Genomic DNA, 18,212 nt, shown 5'->3' with positions numbered 1-18,212 from the left:
ATTCGATCATTCGGTACGGATGACAAACCAGAGGGAAAGATGATGAAAAAGACTTGGGTCGCGTGCGCGGCAGGATTGCTGTTGGTGACCGGCGCGGCGAACGCCATCAGCGTGTCGGGCGAAGCCGGGCAGCACTACACCAACCTGGGCGTTGGCATGAGCACCGGCTCTTCTGGTCTGGGCCTGACCGGCAACTGGGCGCGCAGCGACCACGACGGTAACGTCGGCAGCGTGGGGCTGAACTTCGGCGTGCCGCTGGGGCCGTTGACGGCGACCGTGGGTGCCAAAGCGCTGTACCTCAGCCCGAAAGACGGGAAGAGCGGCGGGGCGGTGGCGCTGGGCGGCGGCCTGGAGTGGGAGATCAACCGTTACTTCAGCCTGCACGGCGAAGGGTACTTTGCCCCTGAATCCTTCACCAGCGGCGTGAAAGCCTATAACGAAGCCAGCGGCGGCCTGCGCTGGAAGTTCCGTCCGCTGAGCGTGGACGTGGGCTACCGTTACATGCAAATGGAAGGCAAAGACGGGCGTCGCGACAACACGCTGGCCGATGGCCCTTACGTCGGCGTGGGTCTGAGCTTCTGACGCTGTGAAAAAGGGGCCTTCAGGCCCCTTTGTTCTTTCTGTTCCGCTTACCCTACCGCCGGCAGCATGCCGCTGGCGATGCCCAGTTGAATGGCGATCACCGTCACCCCGCAGACAAACACCAACGCCAGCGCCGGCGTACCGCCCCAGACGCGATACTGTGCCTGATGTTTTTGGCGCGTTTTCCATACCAGCAGTGAAGGCAACAGCAGGGCCAGCACCGACAGAGCGATGGCGGCGAATCCCAACGCCAGCACGAAGCCGCGAGGATAAAACAGTGCAAAGGCAAGCGGCGGCAGGAAGGTGATGGCACCGGTTTGCAGGCGGCCACGCACGTTGTCTTGCCGCTTGAACAGATCGGCCAGGAAATCGAACAGCCCGAGCGCGACGCCGAGGAACGAGGTCGCCAGCGCCAGATCGGCGAACAGGTGCACCGCCAGTTCAACGTGCGGCGAAGCCACCGCGTCGCGCACCGCCTGCAACAGACCGTTCAGCCCGGCCTGCTGCGCCAGAATGCCGACGAAGGTGTCGGAGCTGATGCTGCCCAGCGTTGCCAGCTGCCAGAAGATGTAGGCCATCAGCGGGATAGCGCTGCCGATGATAAACACCCAGCGCAGTTTGCGAATGTTGCCGCCCATATAGTTGACGATGCTCGGCACGCTGCCGTGGAAGCCGAAAGAGGTGAAGATCACCGGAATAGCCGACAGCGCCAGGCCTTGCTCCAGCGGCAGCGTCATCAGGTTGGTTTGGTGGATATTCGGCAACATCAGGCCTAGCATCACCACCAGAAATACCACTTTGGCGCTGAACAGGATGCGGTTGAACAAATCGACCGAGTGGGTGCCGATGCACACCACGCCGCCGGCCACCAGGGTGAACAGCAGAACGCCGAGCGACACCGGGAAGTCCTGCGACGTCCACTGGCTGATGCTGGTGGCGAGCAGTTCGCCGGCGCCGCTGATGTAGGCGGCGGTGAGGGCGTACATCAGGAACATCATGCTAAAGCTGGTCAGCCACTGGCCGCCGCCGCCGAGATAACGTTTGGCGAGGGTGCCCAGACCGGTATCCGCCTGCTCATGCTGGTAAACCTCTACCAGCAGCAGCGCGGTGTAACACATCAACAGCCACAGCCCGACCAGTAAGGCCAGCGTGACGCCGAAGCCGACGCCGGCCGCCGCCAGCGGCATCGCCAGCATCCCGGCGCCAATGGTGGTGCCCGCCACGATAAAAACACTGCCAAGAGTGCGATTCTTCACGTTTTTTCTCTACCAGCCGAAAGATTTTGAAAATTATAGGTAACGATTTATGAGGATGGCAGGATAGTGGAAGCCCTAATTTGTGTCAAATCGACGTTACGCATGGTGTACAGTAATGTTTACATTGCGGCGAGCTACATGGCACATGAGGAACGGACCCATGGCTGAAATTATCCGCAGGCGGCTAGTGAAAAGTTATTTACGGGCTTCTATAGTGGAATGACCAAAAAATGTGGGAGAGATCAATGTTAAGGGTGGAGATGCTCAGCACCGGCGATGAGGTGCTGCACGGGCAAATTATTGATACCAACGCCGCCTGGCTGGCGGACTACCTGTTCCAGCAGGGAGTGCCGATGAGCGGGCGGGAAACGGTCGGGGACAGCCTCTCTGCGTTGATCGAGATCCTGCAGGAACGAAGCCATATCGCCGATGTGCTGATCGTCAACGGCGGCCTGGGGCCGACCAGCGACGATCTCAGCGCGCTGGCCGCCGCCAAAGCCTGTGGCGTAGAGCTGGTCGAACGGGCCGACTGGCTGGCGCGCATGGAAGCCTATTTCGCTGAGCGCGGGCGGCCGATGGCACCTTCCAACCGCAAGCAGGCGCAGATCCCGGCCAACGCGGAAATGCTGGATAACCCGGTGGGCACCGCCTGCGGGTTCGCGCTGCAGCTGAACCGATGTCAGATGTTCTTCACCCCCGGCGTGCCGTCGGAATTCAAAGTGATGGTCGAACAGCAGATCGTGCCGCGTCTGCGCCAGCGCTTCACCTTGCCGACGCCGCCGCTCTGCCTGCGCCTGACCACCTTCGGCACCTCCGAGAGCGATCTGGCCGCCGAGCTGGACGGTATGCCGCTGCCGCCGGATGTGGTGCTGGGTTACCGTTCCTCCAGCCCGATCATCGAGCTGAAGCTGACCGGGCCGGAAAGCCGGCGTGTGGAAATGGATCAGGCCTGGCGGCGTGTGCGCGAGGTGGCGGGGGACAACTGCATTTTTGAAGGCACTATCGGGTTGCCGGCGACGCTGACGCAGCGCCTGAATCAGCAAGGGCTGAAGCTGGCGTTGAGCGAACAGTTCAGCGGCGGGTTGATCAATCTGCAGCTGCAGAGCGAAGGGGCGCCGTTGGCAGGGGGAGAGCTGCTGCCGGCGCACTGTATCGAAACGCTGGAAACGACGCTGGCGCGCGCCCGCTCGCTGGCGGAATTGACCGGCGCGCCGTTGGCGTTGGCGGTCAGCGCCATGTGCGACGATCAGGTGAGCATTGCGCTGCATACGCCGCGCGGCGGCATTGGCCAGACCGTGCGCTATCGCGCGTCGCGCCACGGCCTGCGGCTGCGTCAGGAGTCGGTGGCGATGCTGGCGCTGGATATGCTGCGCCGCTGGCTGAATGGGGGCCAGGCGTGCGGTAAAAACGCCTGGCTGGAGGTGGTGGAAATTATCGAGTGACGGTCATGGCGCCGAGTTGCCGGCGTCACGGTTTTGCTGCAGCCGTTCGGACGCCAGGCGTGAAAGGCGTATCGCCGCCGCGCCCCGCGTTTGCAGTTCTGTACCGTAGTTCCTGAGTGCCTGCGCGGCGAAACCGTGCTGCAGATCGCGGAAACGCTGGGATATGCCTCGCCGAGTAATTTTATCGCCATGTTTCGCAAAGCCTTTGGCGATCCCCCGGCGCGTTATTTTTCCGCATCGGCAGGAAAGGGGCGCTAAGCGGAATACTTTGAGGATAGTTATATATCCCTGATTAATCATAATGTTATAGGGGATATTCGCGGCGAGGGAATGCTGTTACTCTTTTGGCGGGTGCTTGAGACTGTTCGTCTTGGGCATTGTGTGACAAGGCGGATAGATGAAAGCCCCAGACTGACTCTCAATCAGAATGGGGCTGCACATACCGCCTAGACACCGGTATGGTAGCCCCTTCACAGCAAGGAGGCAAGCATGCGCTTAAGGCATGTGTTTCACTCGCTAACCGTTGTATGTATTACGGTTTTGTTATTTATCTGGATGATAAGAGACTCGCTGTGCGAGCTGAAAATCTACCAGGAAAATATCACTATCCTGATCAGGTTGGCGTGTGAGGTGAAGCGGTAATCATAGGGCGGGGGCAACCCCGCCTTCTGGTCTCCAGGCGCGGTTTCCGGCACCCGACTTTACATTTCCAGCTCGATATCCGTCAGCGGCATACAGCAGCAGGGCAGGATTTCGCCGGCGTTGATAAACGCCAGCGGCTGTTGGCGGTAGGCCACTTCGCCTTTCACCAGCTTCAGGCGGCAGGCGCCGCAATAGCCGGAGCGGCATTGGTACTCCACCTGCACGTCGTGCAACTCCAGCACGTCGAGCAGGCAGCTTTCACTGTTGGGGCAGGAGAGCTGCGTGCCGGCGGCGCGCAGCGTTACGATTGGCGTCGCCATCGCTTACAGTTCGAAGTCGCTCAGGTCGTCGGCGTTGATCTCCGAGTCGATCTGGCCAACCAGGTAGGAGCTCACTTCCACTTCCTGCGGCGCCACCTGCACGTTGTCGGACACCAACCAGGCGTTGATCCACGGGATCGGGTTGGAGCGGGTTTCGAACGGCAGACCGAGGCCGACCGCCTGCATGCGGATATTGGTGATGTACTCCACATACTGGCACAGGATGTCTTTGTTCAGGCCGATCATCGAGCCGTCGCGGAACAGGTATTCCGCCCACTCTTTTTCCTGCTGGGCAGCCAGCACGAACAGATCGTAGCACTGCTGTTGGCATTCCTCGGCGATCTCCGCCATTTCCGGATCGTCGGCGCCGGAACGCATCAGGTTCAGCATGTGCTGGGTGCCGGTCAGGTGCAGCGCTTCGTCGCGGGCGATCAGCTTGATGATTTTGGCGTTGCCTTCCATCAGTTCGCGCTCGGCGAACGCGAAGGAGCAGGCGAAGCTGACGTAGAAGCGGATCGCTTCCAGTGCGTTCACGCTCATCAGGCACAGGTACAGCTGTTTCTTCAGCGCGCGCAGATTGACGGTGACGGTTTTACCGTTCACCTGGTGGGTGCCTTCACCCAGCAGGTGATAGTAGCTGGTCATCTCGATCAGATCGTCGTAGTAGCCGGAGATGTCTTTCGCGCGCTTTTTGATCTCTTCGTTGGTGACGATGTCGTCGAACACCAGCGCCGGATCGTTGACGATATTGCGGATGATGTGGGTGTAAGAACGGGAGTGGATGGTCTCGGAGAATGACCAGGTTTCCACCCAGGTTTCCAGCTCAGGGATCGAGATCAGCGGCAGCAGAGCGACGTTCGGGCTGCGGCCCTGGATGGAATCCAGCAGCGTCTGATACTTCAGGTTGCTGATGAAGATATGCTTCTCGTGCTCCGGCAGCGCCTGGTAATCGATGCGATCGCGGGAGACGTCAACTTCTTCCGGGCGCCAGAAGAAGGAGAGCTGCTTTTCGATCAGCTTTTCGAAGATTTCATGCTTTTGCTGGTCGAAACGCGCAACGTTTACCGACTGGCCGAAGAACATCGGCTCTTGCAGCTGGTCGTTTTTGGTCTGAGAAAAAGTGGTGTAAGCCATAAGCCTGAATCCATCGTAACGTGGCTAAATGAAGGGGCCGGAAAATTCCGGCCCGCTAGGTCAAACTTTAGATCTTGCAGGCGCCGCTTTCGCAGTCGTCATCGCCGGCCTTGGCAGGCTGCAAATCTTCCTGGGCGTCTTCCGCACCGTCGCGGGTGTTTTGGTAGTACAGCGTTTTCACGCCGAACTTGTAGGTGGTGAGCAGGTCTTTCAACAGCTGCTTCATCGGCACCTTGCCGCCCGGGAAGCGGGTCGGATCGTAGTTGGTGTTGGCCGAAATCGACTGGTCGATGAATTTCTGCATCAGCCCCACCAGCTGCAGATAGCCGTCGTTGCTCGGCATTTCCCACAGCAGCTCGTAGTTGTCTTTCAGACGCTCATACTCCGGCACCACCTGGCGCAGGATGCCGTCTTTCGACGCCTTGATGCTGATGTGGCCGCGCGGCGGCTCGATGCCGTTGGTGGCGTTGGAAATCTGCGAAGAGGTTTCCGATGGCATCAGCGCAGACAGGGTCGAGTTGCGCAGGCCGGTTTCCTGGATCTCTTTACGCAGGGTTTCCCAGTCGTAGTGCAGCGGCTCGCTGCAGACCGCATCCAGGTCTTTCTTGTAAGTGTCGATAGGCAGGATGCCCTGCGAATAAGTGGTCTCTTTGAACCACGGGCAAGCGCCTTGTTCCTGAGCCAGGCGGTTGGAGGCTTTCAGCAGGTAGTACTGAATGGCTTCGAACGTTTTGTGCGTCAGGTTGTTGGCGCTGCCGTCGGAGTAGCGCACGCCGTTCTTCGCCAGGTAATAGGCGAAGTTGATGACACCGATGCCCAGGGTGCGGCGGCCCATCGCGCCACGGTGCGCGGCCTTGATCGGATAATCCTGGTAATCCAGCAGGGCGTCGAGTGAGCGCACCGCCAGGGTCGCCAGCTCTTCCAGATCGTCCAGGCTGTCGATCGCGCCCAAGTTGAAGGCCGACAGGGTGCACAGCGCGATCTCGCCGTTTTCGTCGTTGACGTCTTCCAGCGGCTTGGTCGGCAGGGCGATTTCCAGGCACAGGTTGGACTGACGCACCGGCGCGATCTGCGGATCGAACGGGCTGTGGGTGTTGCAGTGGTCGACGTTCTGGATGTAGATGCGGCCGGTAGAGGCGCGCTCTTGCATCATCAGCGAGAACAGCTCAACCGCTTTCACGCGCTTCTGGCGAATGCTGTCGTCTTTCTCGTACTGGGTATACAGGCGTTCGAATTCGTCCTGATCGGCGAAGAACGCGTCATACAGCCCCGGCACGTCGGACGGGCTGAACAGGGTGATGTCTTCGCCCTTGATCAGACGCTGGTACATCAGGCGGTTCAGCTGCACGCCGTAGTCCATGTGACGCACGCGGTTGCCTTCAACGCCGCGGTTGTTTTTCAACACCAGCAGGCTTTCCACTTCCAGGTGCCACATCGGGTAGAACAGCGTTGCTGCGCCACCGCGCACGCCGCCCTGCGAGCAGGATTTGACGGCGGTCTGGAAGTGTTTGTAGAACGGAATACAGCCGGTATGGAAGGCTTCACCGCCGCGGATCGGGCTGCCCAGCGCGCGGATGCGGCCGGCGTTGATGCCGATGCCGGCGCGCTGCGAAACGTATTTCACAATGGCGCTGGAGGTGGCGTTGATGGAATCCAGGCTGTCGCCGCACTCGATCAGCACGCAGGAGCTGAACTGGCGGGTTGGGGTGCGCACGCCGGACATGATCGGCGTAGGCAGCGAAATCTTGAAGGTGGAAATCGCGTCGTAGAAACGTTTGACGTAGTCCAGACGAGTTTCACGCGGGTAGTTGGAGAACAGGCAGGCGGACACCAGCATGTACAGGAACTGGGCGCTTTCGTAGATCTCGCCGCTGACGCGGTTCTGCACCAGATACTTGCCTTCCAGCTGCTTGACGGCGGCATAAGAGAAGTTCATGTCGCGCCAGTGATCGATAAAGGAATCCATCTGCTCGAACTCTTCAGCGCTGTAGTCTTCCAGCAGATGCTTATCGTATTTGCCCATCTCGACCATGCGCGTCACGTGAGCGTGCAGCTTCGGCGGCTCGAACTGGCCATAAGCCTTTTTACGCAGGTGGAAGATCGCCAGGCGAGCGGCCAGGTACTGATAGTCCGGCGCATCGCGGGATATCAGATCGGCTGCGGCTTTGATGATGGTTTCGTGAATGTCGGCGGTTTTGATGCCGTCATAAAACTGAATGTGTGAACGCAACTCTACTTGAGAAACCGAGACGTTGTGTAATCCCTCTGCGGCCCAATCGATGACCCGGTGGATTTTGTCGAGATTGATGCGCTCTTTACGGCCATCGCGTTTAGTTACAAGCAGACTTTGGTTCATGTGGTGTTTTACCTGTCCGTATGGTGCCCCTAAGCAGAAGTGTAGTCGCTCTGCTCAGTATGTAAACACTATATATAGGGGTTGTATGTCGGTGAGGTAACAAGATAGTGAGAAAAAACGGCGTTTGCAAGTGAACAAAACCGGCCTAATTTGTGGATAACTTGGGGGTGAAATGTAACTTGCCGTTCGCAGTGCGCGCCGTGACTGGCGCGACAAGCTTGTCAATAAGCGCGATCAGATTTTACTGAAAAACTGAAAAAATCGATCGTTTGGCGCTTTATTAAACGGGCGCTTTATTAAACGTTAGAAAAAAACGGCATATTGATCTGTTTTAATATTCTAAAAAACTGTTTACAACGGGTATTTTGAGCGAAATCGCGGAAATTAGGTATTTTTCCGAATACGCCAACGGCGCCGCCCCCCGGTAATGCAGGGCCGGCGCGGTTTACAGCGCTTAACCTTCGTGCTGGGTGTGCACCATGTAGTTTACGTCAACGTTGCGCCCAAGCTTGAAATGATCGGTGATCGGGTTGTAATGCAGGCCGATCATGTGCTTTTCGCGCAGTGGCGTGCCGTCGACCCAGCCGATCAGTTCGGAAGGGCGAATGAACTTCTTATGATCGTGGGTGCCCTGCGGCACCATCTTCAGCACGTACTCCGCGCCGATCACCGCCATCAGCCAGGCTTTGGTGTTGCGGTTGATGGTGGAGAAGAACACGTGGCCGCCCGGTTTCACCAGCTGGGCGCAGGCGCGCACCACCGAGGCCGGATCCGGCACGTGCTCCAGCATCTCCATGCAGGTGACCACGTCGTAGCGTTGCGGGTTGGCCTGAGCGTGGCTTTCCACCGTCTCCTGCACATAGGTGACGTTCATGCCGCTTTCCAGCGCGTGCAGCCGCGCGACCTGCAGCGGCTCCGCGCCCATGTCCAAGCCGGTGACCTTGGCGCCTTCGCGCGCCATGCTTTCCGCCAGAATGCCGCCGCCGCAGCCCACGTCGAGCACCTGCTTGTCAAAAATGCCGCCGGCACGCTGCATGATGTAGTTCAGGCGCAGCGGGTTGATGCGGTGCAGCGGTTTGAACTCGCCTTCCAGATCCCACCAGCGGGAGGCGACGGCCTCGAACTTGGCGATTTCCTGGTGGTCAACGTTTTGCACTCGGCTGGATGATTCTGCGTTCATGGGCTTGTCTGGCTCCTTGTTCTCGTTGCGCGGATTATACATGTTCCGGCGCGGCATCGTCTGCGCCGATGCGTTTTTAGCGCACTTATCTGCACAATTTCCGTGAAACAGCGGCGGTTATTTTCCCGTAAAGCGTGCTTTGTGATATAGTTTTACACCTTTGCCACTATGGCAGCGGGCAGATGAATCATTAGTAGAGGGATAGCAGCTCCATGAGCGACCTTGCCAGAGAAATCACACCGGTAAACATCGAAGACGAGTTGAAAAACTCGTATCTGGACTATGCGATGTCCGTTATTGTCGGACGTGCGCTGCCAGATGTTCGTGATGGACTGAAGCCGGTTCACCGCCGCGTTCTGTACGCGATGAGCGTATTGGGTAACGACTGGAATAAACCATACAAGAAATCGGCCCGTGTCGTCGGGGACGTGATCGGTAAATATCACCCGCACGGTGACAGCGCGGTTTACGACACTATCGTGCGTATGGCTCAGCCGTTTTCACTGCGCTACATGCTGGTGGACGGTCAGGGTAACTTCGGCTCCGTCGACGGCGACTCCGCCGCGGCGATGCGTTATACCGAAGTGCGCATGTCCAAGATTGCTCACGAACTGTTGGCGGATCTGGAAAAAGAAACCGTCGACTTCGTGCCTAACTATGATGGCACCGAGCAGATCCCGGCCGTCATGCCGACCAAGATCCCGAACCTGCTGGTCAACGGCTCGTCGGGCATCGCCGTGGGCATGGCCACCAATATCCCGCCGCACAACCTGGCGGAAGTCGTCAACGGCTGCCTGGCCTATATCGACGATGAAAACATCAGCATCGAAGGGCTGATGGAACACATCCCGGGGCCGGACTTCCCGACGGCGGCGATCATCAACGGCCGTCGCGGCATTGAAGAGGCCTACCGCACCGGGCGCGGCAAAGTCTACCTGCGCGCGCGCGCGGAAGTGGAAGCCGACGCCAAGACCGGGCGCGAAACCATCATCGTTCACGAGATCCCGTATCAGGTGAACAAGGCGCGTCTGATCGAGAAGATCGCCGAGCTGGTGAAAGAAAAGCGTGTGGAAGGCATCAGCGCGCTGCGCGACGAGTCCGATAAAGACGGCATGCGCATCGTGATCGAAGTCAAACGCGACGCGGTCGGCGAAGTGGTGCTGAACAACCTGTATGCGCTGACGCAACTGCAGGTCACTTTCGGCATCAACATGGTCGCGCTGCATCAGGGCCAGCCTAAGCTGCTGAACCTGAAAGACATCCTCGAAGCCTTCGTGCGTCACCGCCGCGAAGTGGTTACGCGTCGCACCATCTTCGAACTGCGCAAGGCCCGCGACCGCGCCCATATCCTGGAAGCGCTGGCTATCGCGCTGGCCAACATCGATCCGATCATCGAGCTGATTCGCCGTGCGCCGACCCCGGCCGAAGCGAAAGTCGCGCTGGTGGCGCAGCCGTGGGATCTGGGCAACGTCAGCGCCATGCTGGAGCGCGCCGGTGACGACGCCGCCCGCCCTGAGTGGCTGGAGCCGGAGTTCGGCATCCGCGACGGCAAATACTACCTGACCGAGCAGCAGGCTCAGGCGATTCTGGATCTGCGCCTGCAGAAACTGACCGGCCTGGAGCACGAGAAGCTGCTGGACGAATATAAAGAGCTGCTCAACTTTATCGCCGAGCTGATCTTTATCCTGGAAAGCCCAGAGCGCCTGATGGAAGTGATCCGCGAAGAGCTGGTGGCAGTCAAAGAGCTGTACAACGACGGCCGCCGCACCGAGATCACCGCCAATACTTCCGACATCAACATCGAAGACCTGATCAATCAGGAAGACGTGGTGGTGACCCTGTCTCACCAGGGCTACGTGAAGTATCAGCCGCTGTCCGACTATGAAGCGCAGCGCCGCGGCGGCAAAGGCAAGTCTGCAGCGCGTATCAAAGAAGAAGACTTTATCGATCGTCTGCTGGTGGCCAACACCCACGATACGATCCTGTGCTTCTCCAGCCGTGGCCGCCTGTACTGGATGAAGGTGTACCAACTGCCTGAAGCCAGCCGCGGCGCGCGCGGTCGCCCAATCGTCAACCTGCTGCCGCTGGAAGCCGATGAGCGTATCACCGCCATTCTGCCGGTGCGCGAGTATGAAGAAGGGCGCCACGTGTTCATGGCCACCGCCAGCGGTACCGTGAAGAAAACCGCGCTGACCGAGTTCAGCCGCCCACGCAGCGCCGGCATCATCGCCGTCAACCTCAACGAGGGCGACGAGCTGATCGGTGTCGATCTGACCGACGGCAGCAACGAAGTGATGTTGTTCTCCGCCAACGGTAAAGTGGTGCGCTTCCCGGAAACGCAGGTGCGTTCGATGGGCCGTACCGCGACCGGCGTGCGCGGCATCAACCTCGGCGAAGGCGACAGCGTGATCTCGCTGATTGTGCCGCGCGGCGAAGGCGACATCCTGACCGTCACGCAAAACGGTTTCGGTAAACGTACCGCGGTGACCGAGTATCCGACCAAGTCGCGCGCCACCCAGGGGGTTATCTCCATCAAGGTGAGCGAGCGTAATGGCCAGGTGGTCGGCGCCGTGCAGGTGGAAACCAGCGACCAGATCATGATGATCACCGATGCTGGCACGCTGGTGCGTACTCGCGTTTCGGAAGTCAGCGTGGTGGGCCGTAACACCCAGGGCGTGACGCTGATCCGCACGGCGGAAGACGAAAACGTCGTCGGTCTGCAGCGCGTGGCCGAGCCGGTGGAAGACGAAGAGCTGGACAGCCTGGAGCCGGGCGCGGAAGCGGTGGAAGAAGACACCACGCCGCTGGACGATGGCGACGACGCGGCTGAGCCGATGGACGACGACAACGTTTAAAGCAAAGGGCGTCGGCATGCCGGCACCATGATGTACTGAGACAAAAGGGTCTGGCAGCGATGCTAGGCCCTTTTTCAGTTATATGGTTTAATTGGCGCACCGAGCCGCCGGCCGCCGCGCCGGCGACAGCGTGCGCCGCCACTGACTTTCGTATGGTATCCGATTGAAATACTTAGCCTCTTTTCGAACTACGCTGAAGATATCCCGCTATCTGTTCCGGGTACTGGCGATTTTGCTGTGGTCGTTGGGTGCGCTGCTCACCACCTTTTATATTCTGAATATCCTGCATCAGAAAGAATCGGACATCCGGCAGGAGTACAACCTCAACTTCGACCAGGCGCAGGGCTACATCCGTCACTCCGCTGACATCATTCGCGACATCAAGTATATGGCGGAAAACCGCCTCAACGGTTCGGTCAGCGGCCTGGACATGTTCAGCGGCGTGATCCCCGGCAAGGGCAGCCCGCCGCAATTCTTTCCGCTGTACCCGGAGTCCAACTGCGCGCTGAGCACCACCTATCGCAGTTCGCTCGATTCGCTGAGCGGCCTGATCCAGTATTGGAAAGAGAACTTCGTGGCGGCCTACGATCTCAACCGGGTGTTCTTCATCGGCGGCGACAGCCTGTGTATGGCGGAATTCGGCGGCGGCAACGCGAGCGCCAATCGGGAAAACATGCTGAAGTTGCTGCACGAGCGGATTCTGAAATACCGCAACGCCAAGAATCTCGACAAAGACAACAACCTGTATTGGATCAGCCCCAGCGCGCAGCGGCCGGACGTCGGTTATCTGTACGTGCTGACGCCTCTCTATATCGGCAACAAGCTGGAGGCGTTGCTGGGCATCGAGCAAACCGTTCGGCTGGAAGATTTCGTTACCGCCGGCAACCTGCCGATCGGCGTCACGCTGCTGGATGAGAACAACGAGCCGGTGCTGCGCCTGGCGGATGGCGAACGCTATGCCGCTGCGCTCAACAGCTACCCCGAAGAGCATGCCTACTTCGGTTATGTCGACAATTACCGCGACCTGATCCTGAAGAAAGCGCTGCCGCCTTCTTCGCTGAGCATCGTCTATGCGCTGCCGGTGAAAAGCGTGGTGGAACGCTTCAAAATGCTGATCCTCAACGCGCTGTTGCTGAACCTGTTGTCGGCCATCGTGCTGTTCACGCTGGCGTGGCTGTTTGAGCGCAAGATGTTCCTGCCGGCGGAGGACAACGCGTTTCGCCTGGAAGAGCACGAGCAGTTCAACCGCAAGATCGTCGCTTCGGCGCCGGTGGGCATCTGTATCCTGCGCATCAGCGACGGCACCAATATCCTGAGTAACGAACTGGCGCACAACTACATCAACCTGTTGACCCACGAAGATCGCGATCGCATAACGCGCATCATTTGCGAACAGCAGGCGAATTTCGTCGATGTGATGACCAGCAACAACAACAACTTGCAGATCAGCTTTGTCCATTCGCGCTACCGTAACGAAGAGGTGGCGATTTGCGTGTTGGTGGACGTCAGCGCGCGCGTGAAGATGGAAGAGTCGCTGCAGGAGATGGCGGCGGCGGCGGAGCAGGCCAGCCAGTCGAAATCGATGTTCCTGGCCACCGTCAGCCATGAGCTGCGCACGCCGCTGTACGGCATCATCGGCAACCTTGATCTGCTGCAAACCAAGGCGTTGCCGCAAGGGGTCGATCGGCTGGTCAATGCGATGAACAACTCTTCCGGCCTGCTGCTGAAAATCATCAGCGATATCCTCGATTTCTCCAAAATCGAGTCCGAGCAGTTGAAGATTGAACCGCGCGAGTTCTCCTGTCTGGAGGTGATCACCCATATCGCCGGCAACTATTTGCCGCTGGTGGTCAAGAAACGTCTGGGGCTGTACTGCTTTATCGAACAGAACGTGCCGGAGCGTATCTTCGGCGATCCGGTGCGGCTGCAGCAGGTGCTCTCCAACCTGGTGAACAACGCCATCAAGTTCACCGATACCGGTTGTATCGTGCTGCAGGTCTGCACCCGCGGCAGCTACCTGGAGTTCAGCGTGCGCGATACCGGCGTCGGCATCCCGGAGAAGGAGATTTCGCGCCTGTTCGATCCGTTCTTCCAGGTGGGGACCGGCGTGCAGCGTCATTTCCAGGGCACCGGCCTGGGATTGGCGATCTGCGAGAAATTGGTCAACCTGATGGACGGCGACGTCTCCGTCGAGTCCGAGCCGGGCCTGGGCAGCTTGTTCAGCATTCGCATTCCATTGTTTAACGCCCAGTTTCCGATCCCGCAGGCCAGCGATACCTGGCAGGGGCGTCGGCTGTGGCTGGATATCCGCAATCAGCGGCTGGAAAGCTACCTGATGGCGATCCTGGGCGGCTACGGCGCCGATATCCAGCGCTATGACGGGCAGGAGACCGCCGCGGGAGAGGTGCTGCTCAGCGATCATCCGCTGATGCTGGATGCGCCGCTGCTGGCTCAGATCCAATTCTCCACCGAGCATATTGGCCCATCACAGGAAACCCGGCCGGGCTATTGGATGCACAGTACCTCCACGCCGCGTGAAACGCTGACCTTGCTCAACCGGTTGTTCGGCGTCGGCAGTGGTGCGGCAGAAGCGCTGGTGCAGCTGCCGGTGCCCGCCAAGGCCAGCGCGGCGGACAACGGCGATATTCATCTGCTGGTGGTCGACGATCATCCGATCAACCGTCGCCTGTTGTCCGATCAGCTGGGATCGCTGGGATATCAGGTGGTGACCGCCAACGACGGCGTCGACGCGCTCGGCGTGCTGAAACAGCATCGCGTCGATATTGTGCTGACCGACGTCAATATGCCGAATATGGACGGTTATCGTCTGACGCAGGCGCTGCGGCAGATGCAGTTCAGCGCGCCGGTGATCGGCGTGACGGCGAACGCGCTGGCGGAAGAGAGGCAGCGTTGCCTCGAGGCGGGTATGGATAATTGCCTGTCGAAACCGGTCACGCTGGAGACGCTGGAACAGACGTTGGCTTACTACAGCCAGCAGGTGCGCTACAGCCGCAGCGAGGCTTGAAAAGCAAACAGGCACGGCGAATGCCGTGCCTGTTTGGTGTTAACCTGCCGTGAGTCAGGCTTTAGTCTTTGTCCAACGGCGTCATGCTGACGGAGGAGAGGTAGTTGAGCAGGGCGATGTCGTTCTCGACGCCCAGCTTCATCATCGCCGATTTCTTCTGGCTGCTGATGGTTTTGATGCTGCGGTTGAGCTTCTTGGCGATCTCGGTCACCAGGAAACCTTCGGCGAAAAGGCGCAGCACTTCGCTCTCTTTCGGCGACAGGCGTTTGTCGCCATAGCCGCTGGCGCTGATCTTCTCCAGCAGTTTAGAGACGCTTTCCGGCGTGAACTTCTTGCCTTTCTGCAGGGCGGCCAGCGCCTTCGGCAGATCGGTCGGCGCGCCTTGTTTCAGCACGATGCCTTCGATATCCAGATCCAATACCGCGCTCAGGATCGCCGGGTTGTTGTTCATGGTCAGCACGATGATCGACAACTGCGGATAGTGACGCTTGATGTACTTAATCAGCGTGATGCCGTCGCCATACTTGTCACCCGGCATCGACAGATCGGTGATCAGCACGTTGGCGTCCAGCTTGGACAGATTGTTGATCAGTGCGGTTGAGTCTTCGAACTCCCCAACGACATTCACCCATTCAATTTGCTCAAGTGACTTCCGGATGCCAAACAGTACGATAGGATGGTCATCAGCAATAATTACGTTCAGGTTATTCATGTTGTTGGCTACCTTGCTTCAGCAGTCTGCTGACGAAAAAATCAATCTGACTGATGTTATTCTCGATCTCGGGCGCATCACCTTCTGCGATGCGCTGTTCTAACGATTCGCACAGCTGCTTGCCGGGAAGCAGATTTAACATGGCAAACACGCCTTTCAGGCGATGTGCGGTTTGTGACAGCGCATTGAAATCACTGCTGCCCGCCTCAGTATACAGTTTTTTGACATCGTCGGGTACTGTATCGACAAACAGCCCATAGTAATCACTTGATTTCAATTGTTTTTCATAGAGTTGGATATCTTCTGAACTCAATGAAAGCGGGCTTTCTTCCTGTTCCAGCGCGGCCATTTGCTGTTCGATCAGTATCAGCACGGCGTCGATTAATGCGCCGTTCAGGTTGTAGTTCACCCGAATGTAGCGTTTATCCAGCGCTTGCCAACCCGGCTCATCGGTCGCCAGCAGCAGGGTGTAATCATCGGCTCGCTGCGGGTTATCGGTCAGCAGCACGTCATAATCGCGATTGACCGCGCGATCGTCGGCGACGAGGCAGTCGGCGCCGTAGGCCTGCAGCAGACGGGTCACGATGCCGCGCACTTCATCCGACGTGACGTCCAGCAGGGCGGTGACGCCGTCGAGCAGTTTTTCCTGCTCCTGCGGCTCTTTTTTCTCCATCTCCATGGCGACGCGAATGGTGTAGCGAGTGCCGATATCCACCTTGCTGCGAATGTCCAACTGGCCGTTAAGCTTCTTGCACAGCTGATTGCACAGGAAGAAGGTGAGGCCGGAACCGTGGTTGAAGCGGTCCACCAGCGTCTGGCTGAGGAACGGATAGTTGAGGTTGCTGATCTCTTCGTTGGAGATGCCGGAGCCGGTGTCGTTGATTTGGAAAATCAGGCGATCCGGGTGCTCGGGCTCATGGTCGACAACCAGGGAAATCTTGCCGCAGGCGGTGGTGATAATGGCGTAATGCACCAGCAGCGAGATCACCTTGCGCAGCGCGTTGGCGTCGCCGATATAGTTCTGCTCGACGTCCAGCTGGAAATGCTTGAACAGCGCCAGCCCCTTCTGATTAAGGGCGGGCAGGGCCTCCAACAGCAACTCGTCGATCATCGCCGTCGGGCTAAACGGCTCGCGCGAGGGTTGCCAGTCCTGGGTTTCCAGCCGGGTCAGCAGGGTGATGTTATCGATCAATTCCAGCACCGAAGCCGACGCCGCCGTCAGCTGGCCCAGCAGCGCCTGCTGCTGTTCCTCATCCGGCCGGCCGTGCAGACGATCGACCAGATCGTGCATCTGGCGTACCGGCTGATTCAGCTCAATGCCCAGGTTGTGCAGCATCAGCTTGCGCGCCTGAACGTTTTTGTCGTATTCGCGCCGTGCCTGCTGCAGCCGCTTGTTCACCATCACCTCTTTATCCTGATCGTGCATCAGGAACAGGTAGGTGTCCGGCGACAGCTGGCTGCGGAAGATGCGGATTTCATACACCTCGTTGTTGACCGTCGCCTGGATCACCCCGTGATGCTGTTCGGCCATATGGGCGATCTTTTGCAGACTGAGGTGCGGCAACAGGTGCTCGGCGATTTTATTGCTGGCGATCACCGCATTGTTGGCGAAGCTGTAGACCAGCAGGCCGGAAGGCAGGCTGGAGACGATTTCCTGATTCAGCGCGCGCTCGGCCTCCAGTTCCACCGCCATGTTTTCGCTCGGGCGAATGTACTGGCGGCGGATAAAGTAGATGCTCAGCATCGACAGCGCCAGCAGCAGCAAGTTGACCGCGATCAGCCAGATGTTGTTGCGCAGCAGGTCGATGGCCAGATTGATGGCCGAAACGCGATACACCACCTTCAGCGGCGCATTGGGCAGGGCGGCGCTGAACTCCACCCAGCCGCCGCTCATCGTCGCATGGGTGCCGAGGACGGTTTCCGCCGGGATGGTGCTGTCGTCGAGATCAACATCGTCCGGCTGCAGCAGGAAATTGGCGCGGGCCAGATTGGCCGGAATGATGTCGTTGATCGGCAAGTCGAAGGCGATCACCGTCGCCAGATGCCCTGGCTGATTGAAAGTGGTGCGAATCGAGAACGAATAGGCGTTCTGGAAGCGCTGCTTGCGCAGATCGGAAAAGCTCTCGCGCTCGTCGAGCATATTGGCCTGCTGCAGCATCTCGGCGCGGCGTTCGTCCGCCGAGGTGGTCAGGTAGCTTTCCCGAAAGCGCGAAGCCAGCTCTTTGAGCGGCTGAGTGGTGATCAGGCTGAGGCTGTTGTCCTGACCATTGAGGTAATACATGGCGTAGTTTTCGGTCTTGGCGCCCCAGCGGGTGTCCAGGTAATCCGAGATGTTGGCGATCATCGCCAGCGTGCTCTCGTCATGGCTGCCGAAGATCACCGCGTCGGTTTTCTTGTGCGGTTTCTCGATATAATAGACGTCGGGCCGCAGGCGGGTTTCCTGCAAACCGGGATCGACATTCTGCGCCGGCGCATTGCCGAATTTGTCATAGACCTGATAGGTCATATAGCGGTAGGTATCGATGCGCTTTTGCAGCGAACCGGCAATGCTGTTCAGCGCGTACTTTTTTTCCGCCAGCCAGGCGTTGGTGTAGTTGTAGCCATACAGGCCGATGCCGATCGTCAGCAGCACGATAAACAGCAGGAAGCAGCGGGTAATGTTGCTGGAGCTGATGGTCAATTGTTTATTTTGCATAGTGGCTGCGCAT

The 18,212-nt window shown here is 58.8% G+C and carries 13 protein-coding genes; 6 read left to right on the top strand and 7 right to left on the bottom strand.

The features are described from left to right. Positions 1-42: 42 nt before the first annotated feature. A complete protein-coding gene (locus ACJ8PI_RS12470; RefSeq protein WP_004935943.1) occupies positions 43-582 on the top strand; it encodes a YfaZ family outer membrane protein in 540 nt (179 codons plus the stop codon). Between the two features lie 47 nt (positions 583-629). On the opposite strand, the gene tyrP is transcribed toward ACJ8PI_RS12470, so the two are convergent. Further along, entirely contained in the window at positions 630-1,838 is a 1,209-nt protein-coding gene (gene tyrP / locus ACJ8PI_RS12465) for a tyrosine transporter TyrP (RefSeq protein WP_015378562.1), read from the bottom strand. Between the two features lie 245 nt (positions 1,839-2,083). On the opposite strand from tyrP, the gene ACJ8PI_RS12460 reads away from it, so the two are divergent. The 3 genes from ACJ8PI_RS12460 to ACJ8PI_RS12450 all read left to right on the top strand — a co-directional run bounded on the left by ACJ8PI_RS12460 (position 2,084) and on the right by ACJ8PI_RS12450 (position 3,922). Continuing rightward, positions 2,084-3,280 carry a nicotinamide mononucleotide deamidase-related protein YfaY gene (locus ACJ8PI_RS12460; RefSeq protein ID WP_164134526.1) on the top strand — a complete coding sequence of 399 codons (1,197 nt, stop codon included), beginning with the start codon at positions 2,084-2,086 and terminating at the stop codon, positions 3,278-3,280. Between the two features lie 135 nt (positions 3,281-3,415). Continuing rightward, a complete protein-coding gene (locus ACJ8PI_RS12455) occupies positions 3,416-3,538 on the top strand; it encodes a helix-turn-helix domain-containing protein (protein ID WP_230199872.1) in 123 nt (40 codons plus the stop codon). 231 nt (positions 3,539-3,769) lie between these two features. Further along, positions 3,770-3,922: a Hok/Gef family protein gene (locus ACJ8PI_RS12450; protein ID WP_004935921.1), complete on the top strand. Its 153-nt coding sequence runs from the start codon at positions 3,770-3,772 to the stop codon at positions 3,920-3,922. A gap of 59 nt (positions 3,923-3,981) precedes the next feature. On the opposite strand, the gene yfaE is transcribed toward ACJ8PI_RS12450, so the two are convergent. The 4 genes from yfaE to ubiG form a co-directional block, all read right to left on the bottom strand. Then, positions 3,982-4,242 carry a class I ribonucleotide reductase maintenance protein YfaE gene (gene yfaE / locus ACJ8PI_RS12445; RefSeq protein ID WP_033635302.1) on the bottom strand — a complete coding sequence of 87 codons (261 nt, stop codon included), beginning with the start codon at positions 4,240-4,242 and terminating at the stop codon, positions 3,982-3,984. Between the two features lie 3 nt (positions 4,243-4,245). Next, positions 4,246-5,376 (bottom strand): class Ia ribonucleoside-diphosphate reductase subunit beta, encoded by a 1,131-nt coding sequence (nrdB, locus tag ACJ8PI_RS12440; protein ID WP_019453694.1) that lies wholly within the window; start codon positions 5,374-5,376, stop codon positions 4,246-4,248. Between the two features lie 67 nt (positions 5,377-5,443). Then, entirely contained in the window at positions 5,444-7,732 is a 2,289-nt protein-coding gene (nrdA, locus tag ACJ8PI_RS12435; RefSeq protein WP_033635301.1) for a class 1a ribonucleoside-diphosphate reductase subunit alpha, read from the bottom strand. 454 nt (positions 7,733-8,186) lie between these two features. Beyond that, positions 8,187-8,912 carry a bifunctional 2-polyprenyl-6-hydroxyphenol methylase/3-demethylubiquinol 3-O-methyltransferase UbiG gene (gene ubiG, locus ACJ8PI_RS12430; protein WP_033641383.1) on the bottom strand — a complete coding sequence of 242 codons (726 nt, stop codon included), beginning with the start codon at positions 8,910-8,912 and terminating at the stop codon, positions 8,187-8,189. 212 nt (positions 8,913-9,124) lie between these two features. On the opposite strand from ubiG, the gene gyrA reads away from it, so the two are divergent. Further along, positions 9,125-11,767: a DNA topoisomerase (ATP-hydrolyzing) subunit A gene (gene gyrA / locus ACJ8PI_RS12425; RefSeq protein ID WP_004935906.1), complete on the top strand. Its 2,643-nt coding sequence runs from the start codon at positions 9,125-9,127 to the stop codon at positions 11,765-11,767. A 163-nt stretch (positions 11,768-11,930) separates the two neighbouring features. Beyond that, positions 11,931-14,792, top strand: a complete 2,862-nt coding sequence (gene rcsC / locus ACJ8PI_RS12420) for a two-component system sensor histidine kinase RcsC (protein ID WP_041036029.1) — start codon at positions 11,931-11,933, stop codon at positions 14,790-14,792. Positions 14,793-14,853: 61 nt separating this feature from the next. Here rcsC and rcsB read toward each other — a convergent pair whose 3' ends face one another. Together rcsB and rcsD are read right to left on the bottom strand one after the other, a co-directional pair. Next, entirely contained in the window at positions 14,854-15,504 is a 651-nt protein-coding gene (gene rcsB / locus ACJ8PI_RS12415; RefSeq protein ID WP_004935900.1) for a response regulator transcription factor RcsB, read from the bottom strand. Next, positions 15,497-18,199, bottom strand: a complete 2,703-nt coding sequence (rcsD, locus tag ACJ8PI_RS12410; protein ID WP_033653782.1) for a phosphotransferase RcsD — start codon at positions 18,197-18,199, stop codon at positions 15,497-15,499. Before rcsD ends, rcsB begins: the two co-directional genes overlap by 8 nt. Positions 18,200-18,212 lie beyond the last annotated feature (13 nt).

The sequence above is a fragment of the Serratia sp. CY82433 genome (assembly GCF_052166535.1).
Classification (GTDB): Bacteria; Pseudomonadota; Gammaproteobacteria; order Enterobacterales; family Enterobacteriaceae; genus Serratia; species Serratia sarumanii.
This window is presented reverse-complemented; position numbering and strand designations above follow the sequence as displayed.

Coding starts and splice junctions, on each gene's coding strand:
- ACJ8PI_RS12450 (WP_004935921.1), top strand. CDS start 3,770: ATGCGCTTAAGGCATGTGTTTCACTCGCTAACCGTTGTATGTATTACG.
- yfaE (WP_033635302.1), bottom strand. CDS start 4,242: ATGGCGACGCCAATCGTAACGCTGCGCGCCGCCGGCACGCAGCTCTCC.
- gyrA (WP_004935906.1), top strand. CDS start 9,125: ATGAGCGACCTTGCCAGAGAAATCACACCGGTAAACATCGAAGACGAG.
- ACJ8PI_RS12460 (WP_164134526.1), top strand. CDS start 2,084: ATGTTAAGGGTGGAGATGCTCAGCACCGGCGATGAGGTGCTGCACGGG.
- nrdA (WP_033635301.1), bottom strand. CDS start 7,732: ATGAACCAAAGTCTGCTTGTAACTAAACGCGATGGCCGTAAAGAGCGC.
- rcsB (WP_004935900.1), bottom strand. CDS start 15,504: ATGAATAACCTGAACGTAATTATTGCTGATGACCATCCTATCGTACTG.
- ubiG (WP_033641383.1), bottom strand. CDS start 8,912: ATGAACGCAGAATCATCCAGCCGAGTGCAAAACGTTGACCACCAGGAA.
- nrdB (WP_019453694.1), bottom strand. CDS start 5,376: ATGGCTTACACCACTTTTTCTCAGACCAAAAACGACCAGCTGCAAGAG.
- rcsD (WP_033653782.1), bottom strand. CDS start 18,199: ATGCAAAATAAACAATTGACCATCAGCTCCAGCAACATTACCCGCTGC.
- ACJ8PI_RS12470 (WP_004935943.1), top strand. CDS start 43: ATGAAAAAGACTTGGGTCGCGTGCGCGGCAGGATTGCTGTTGGTGACC.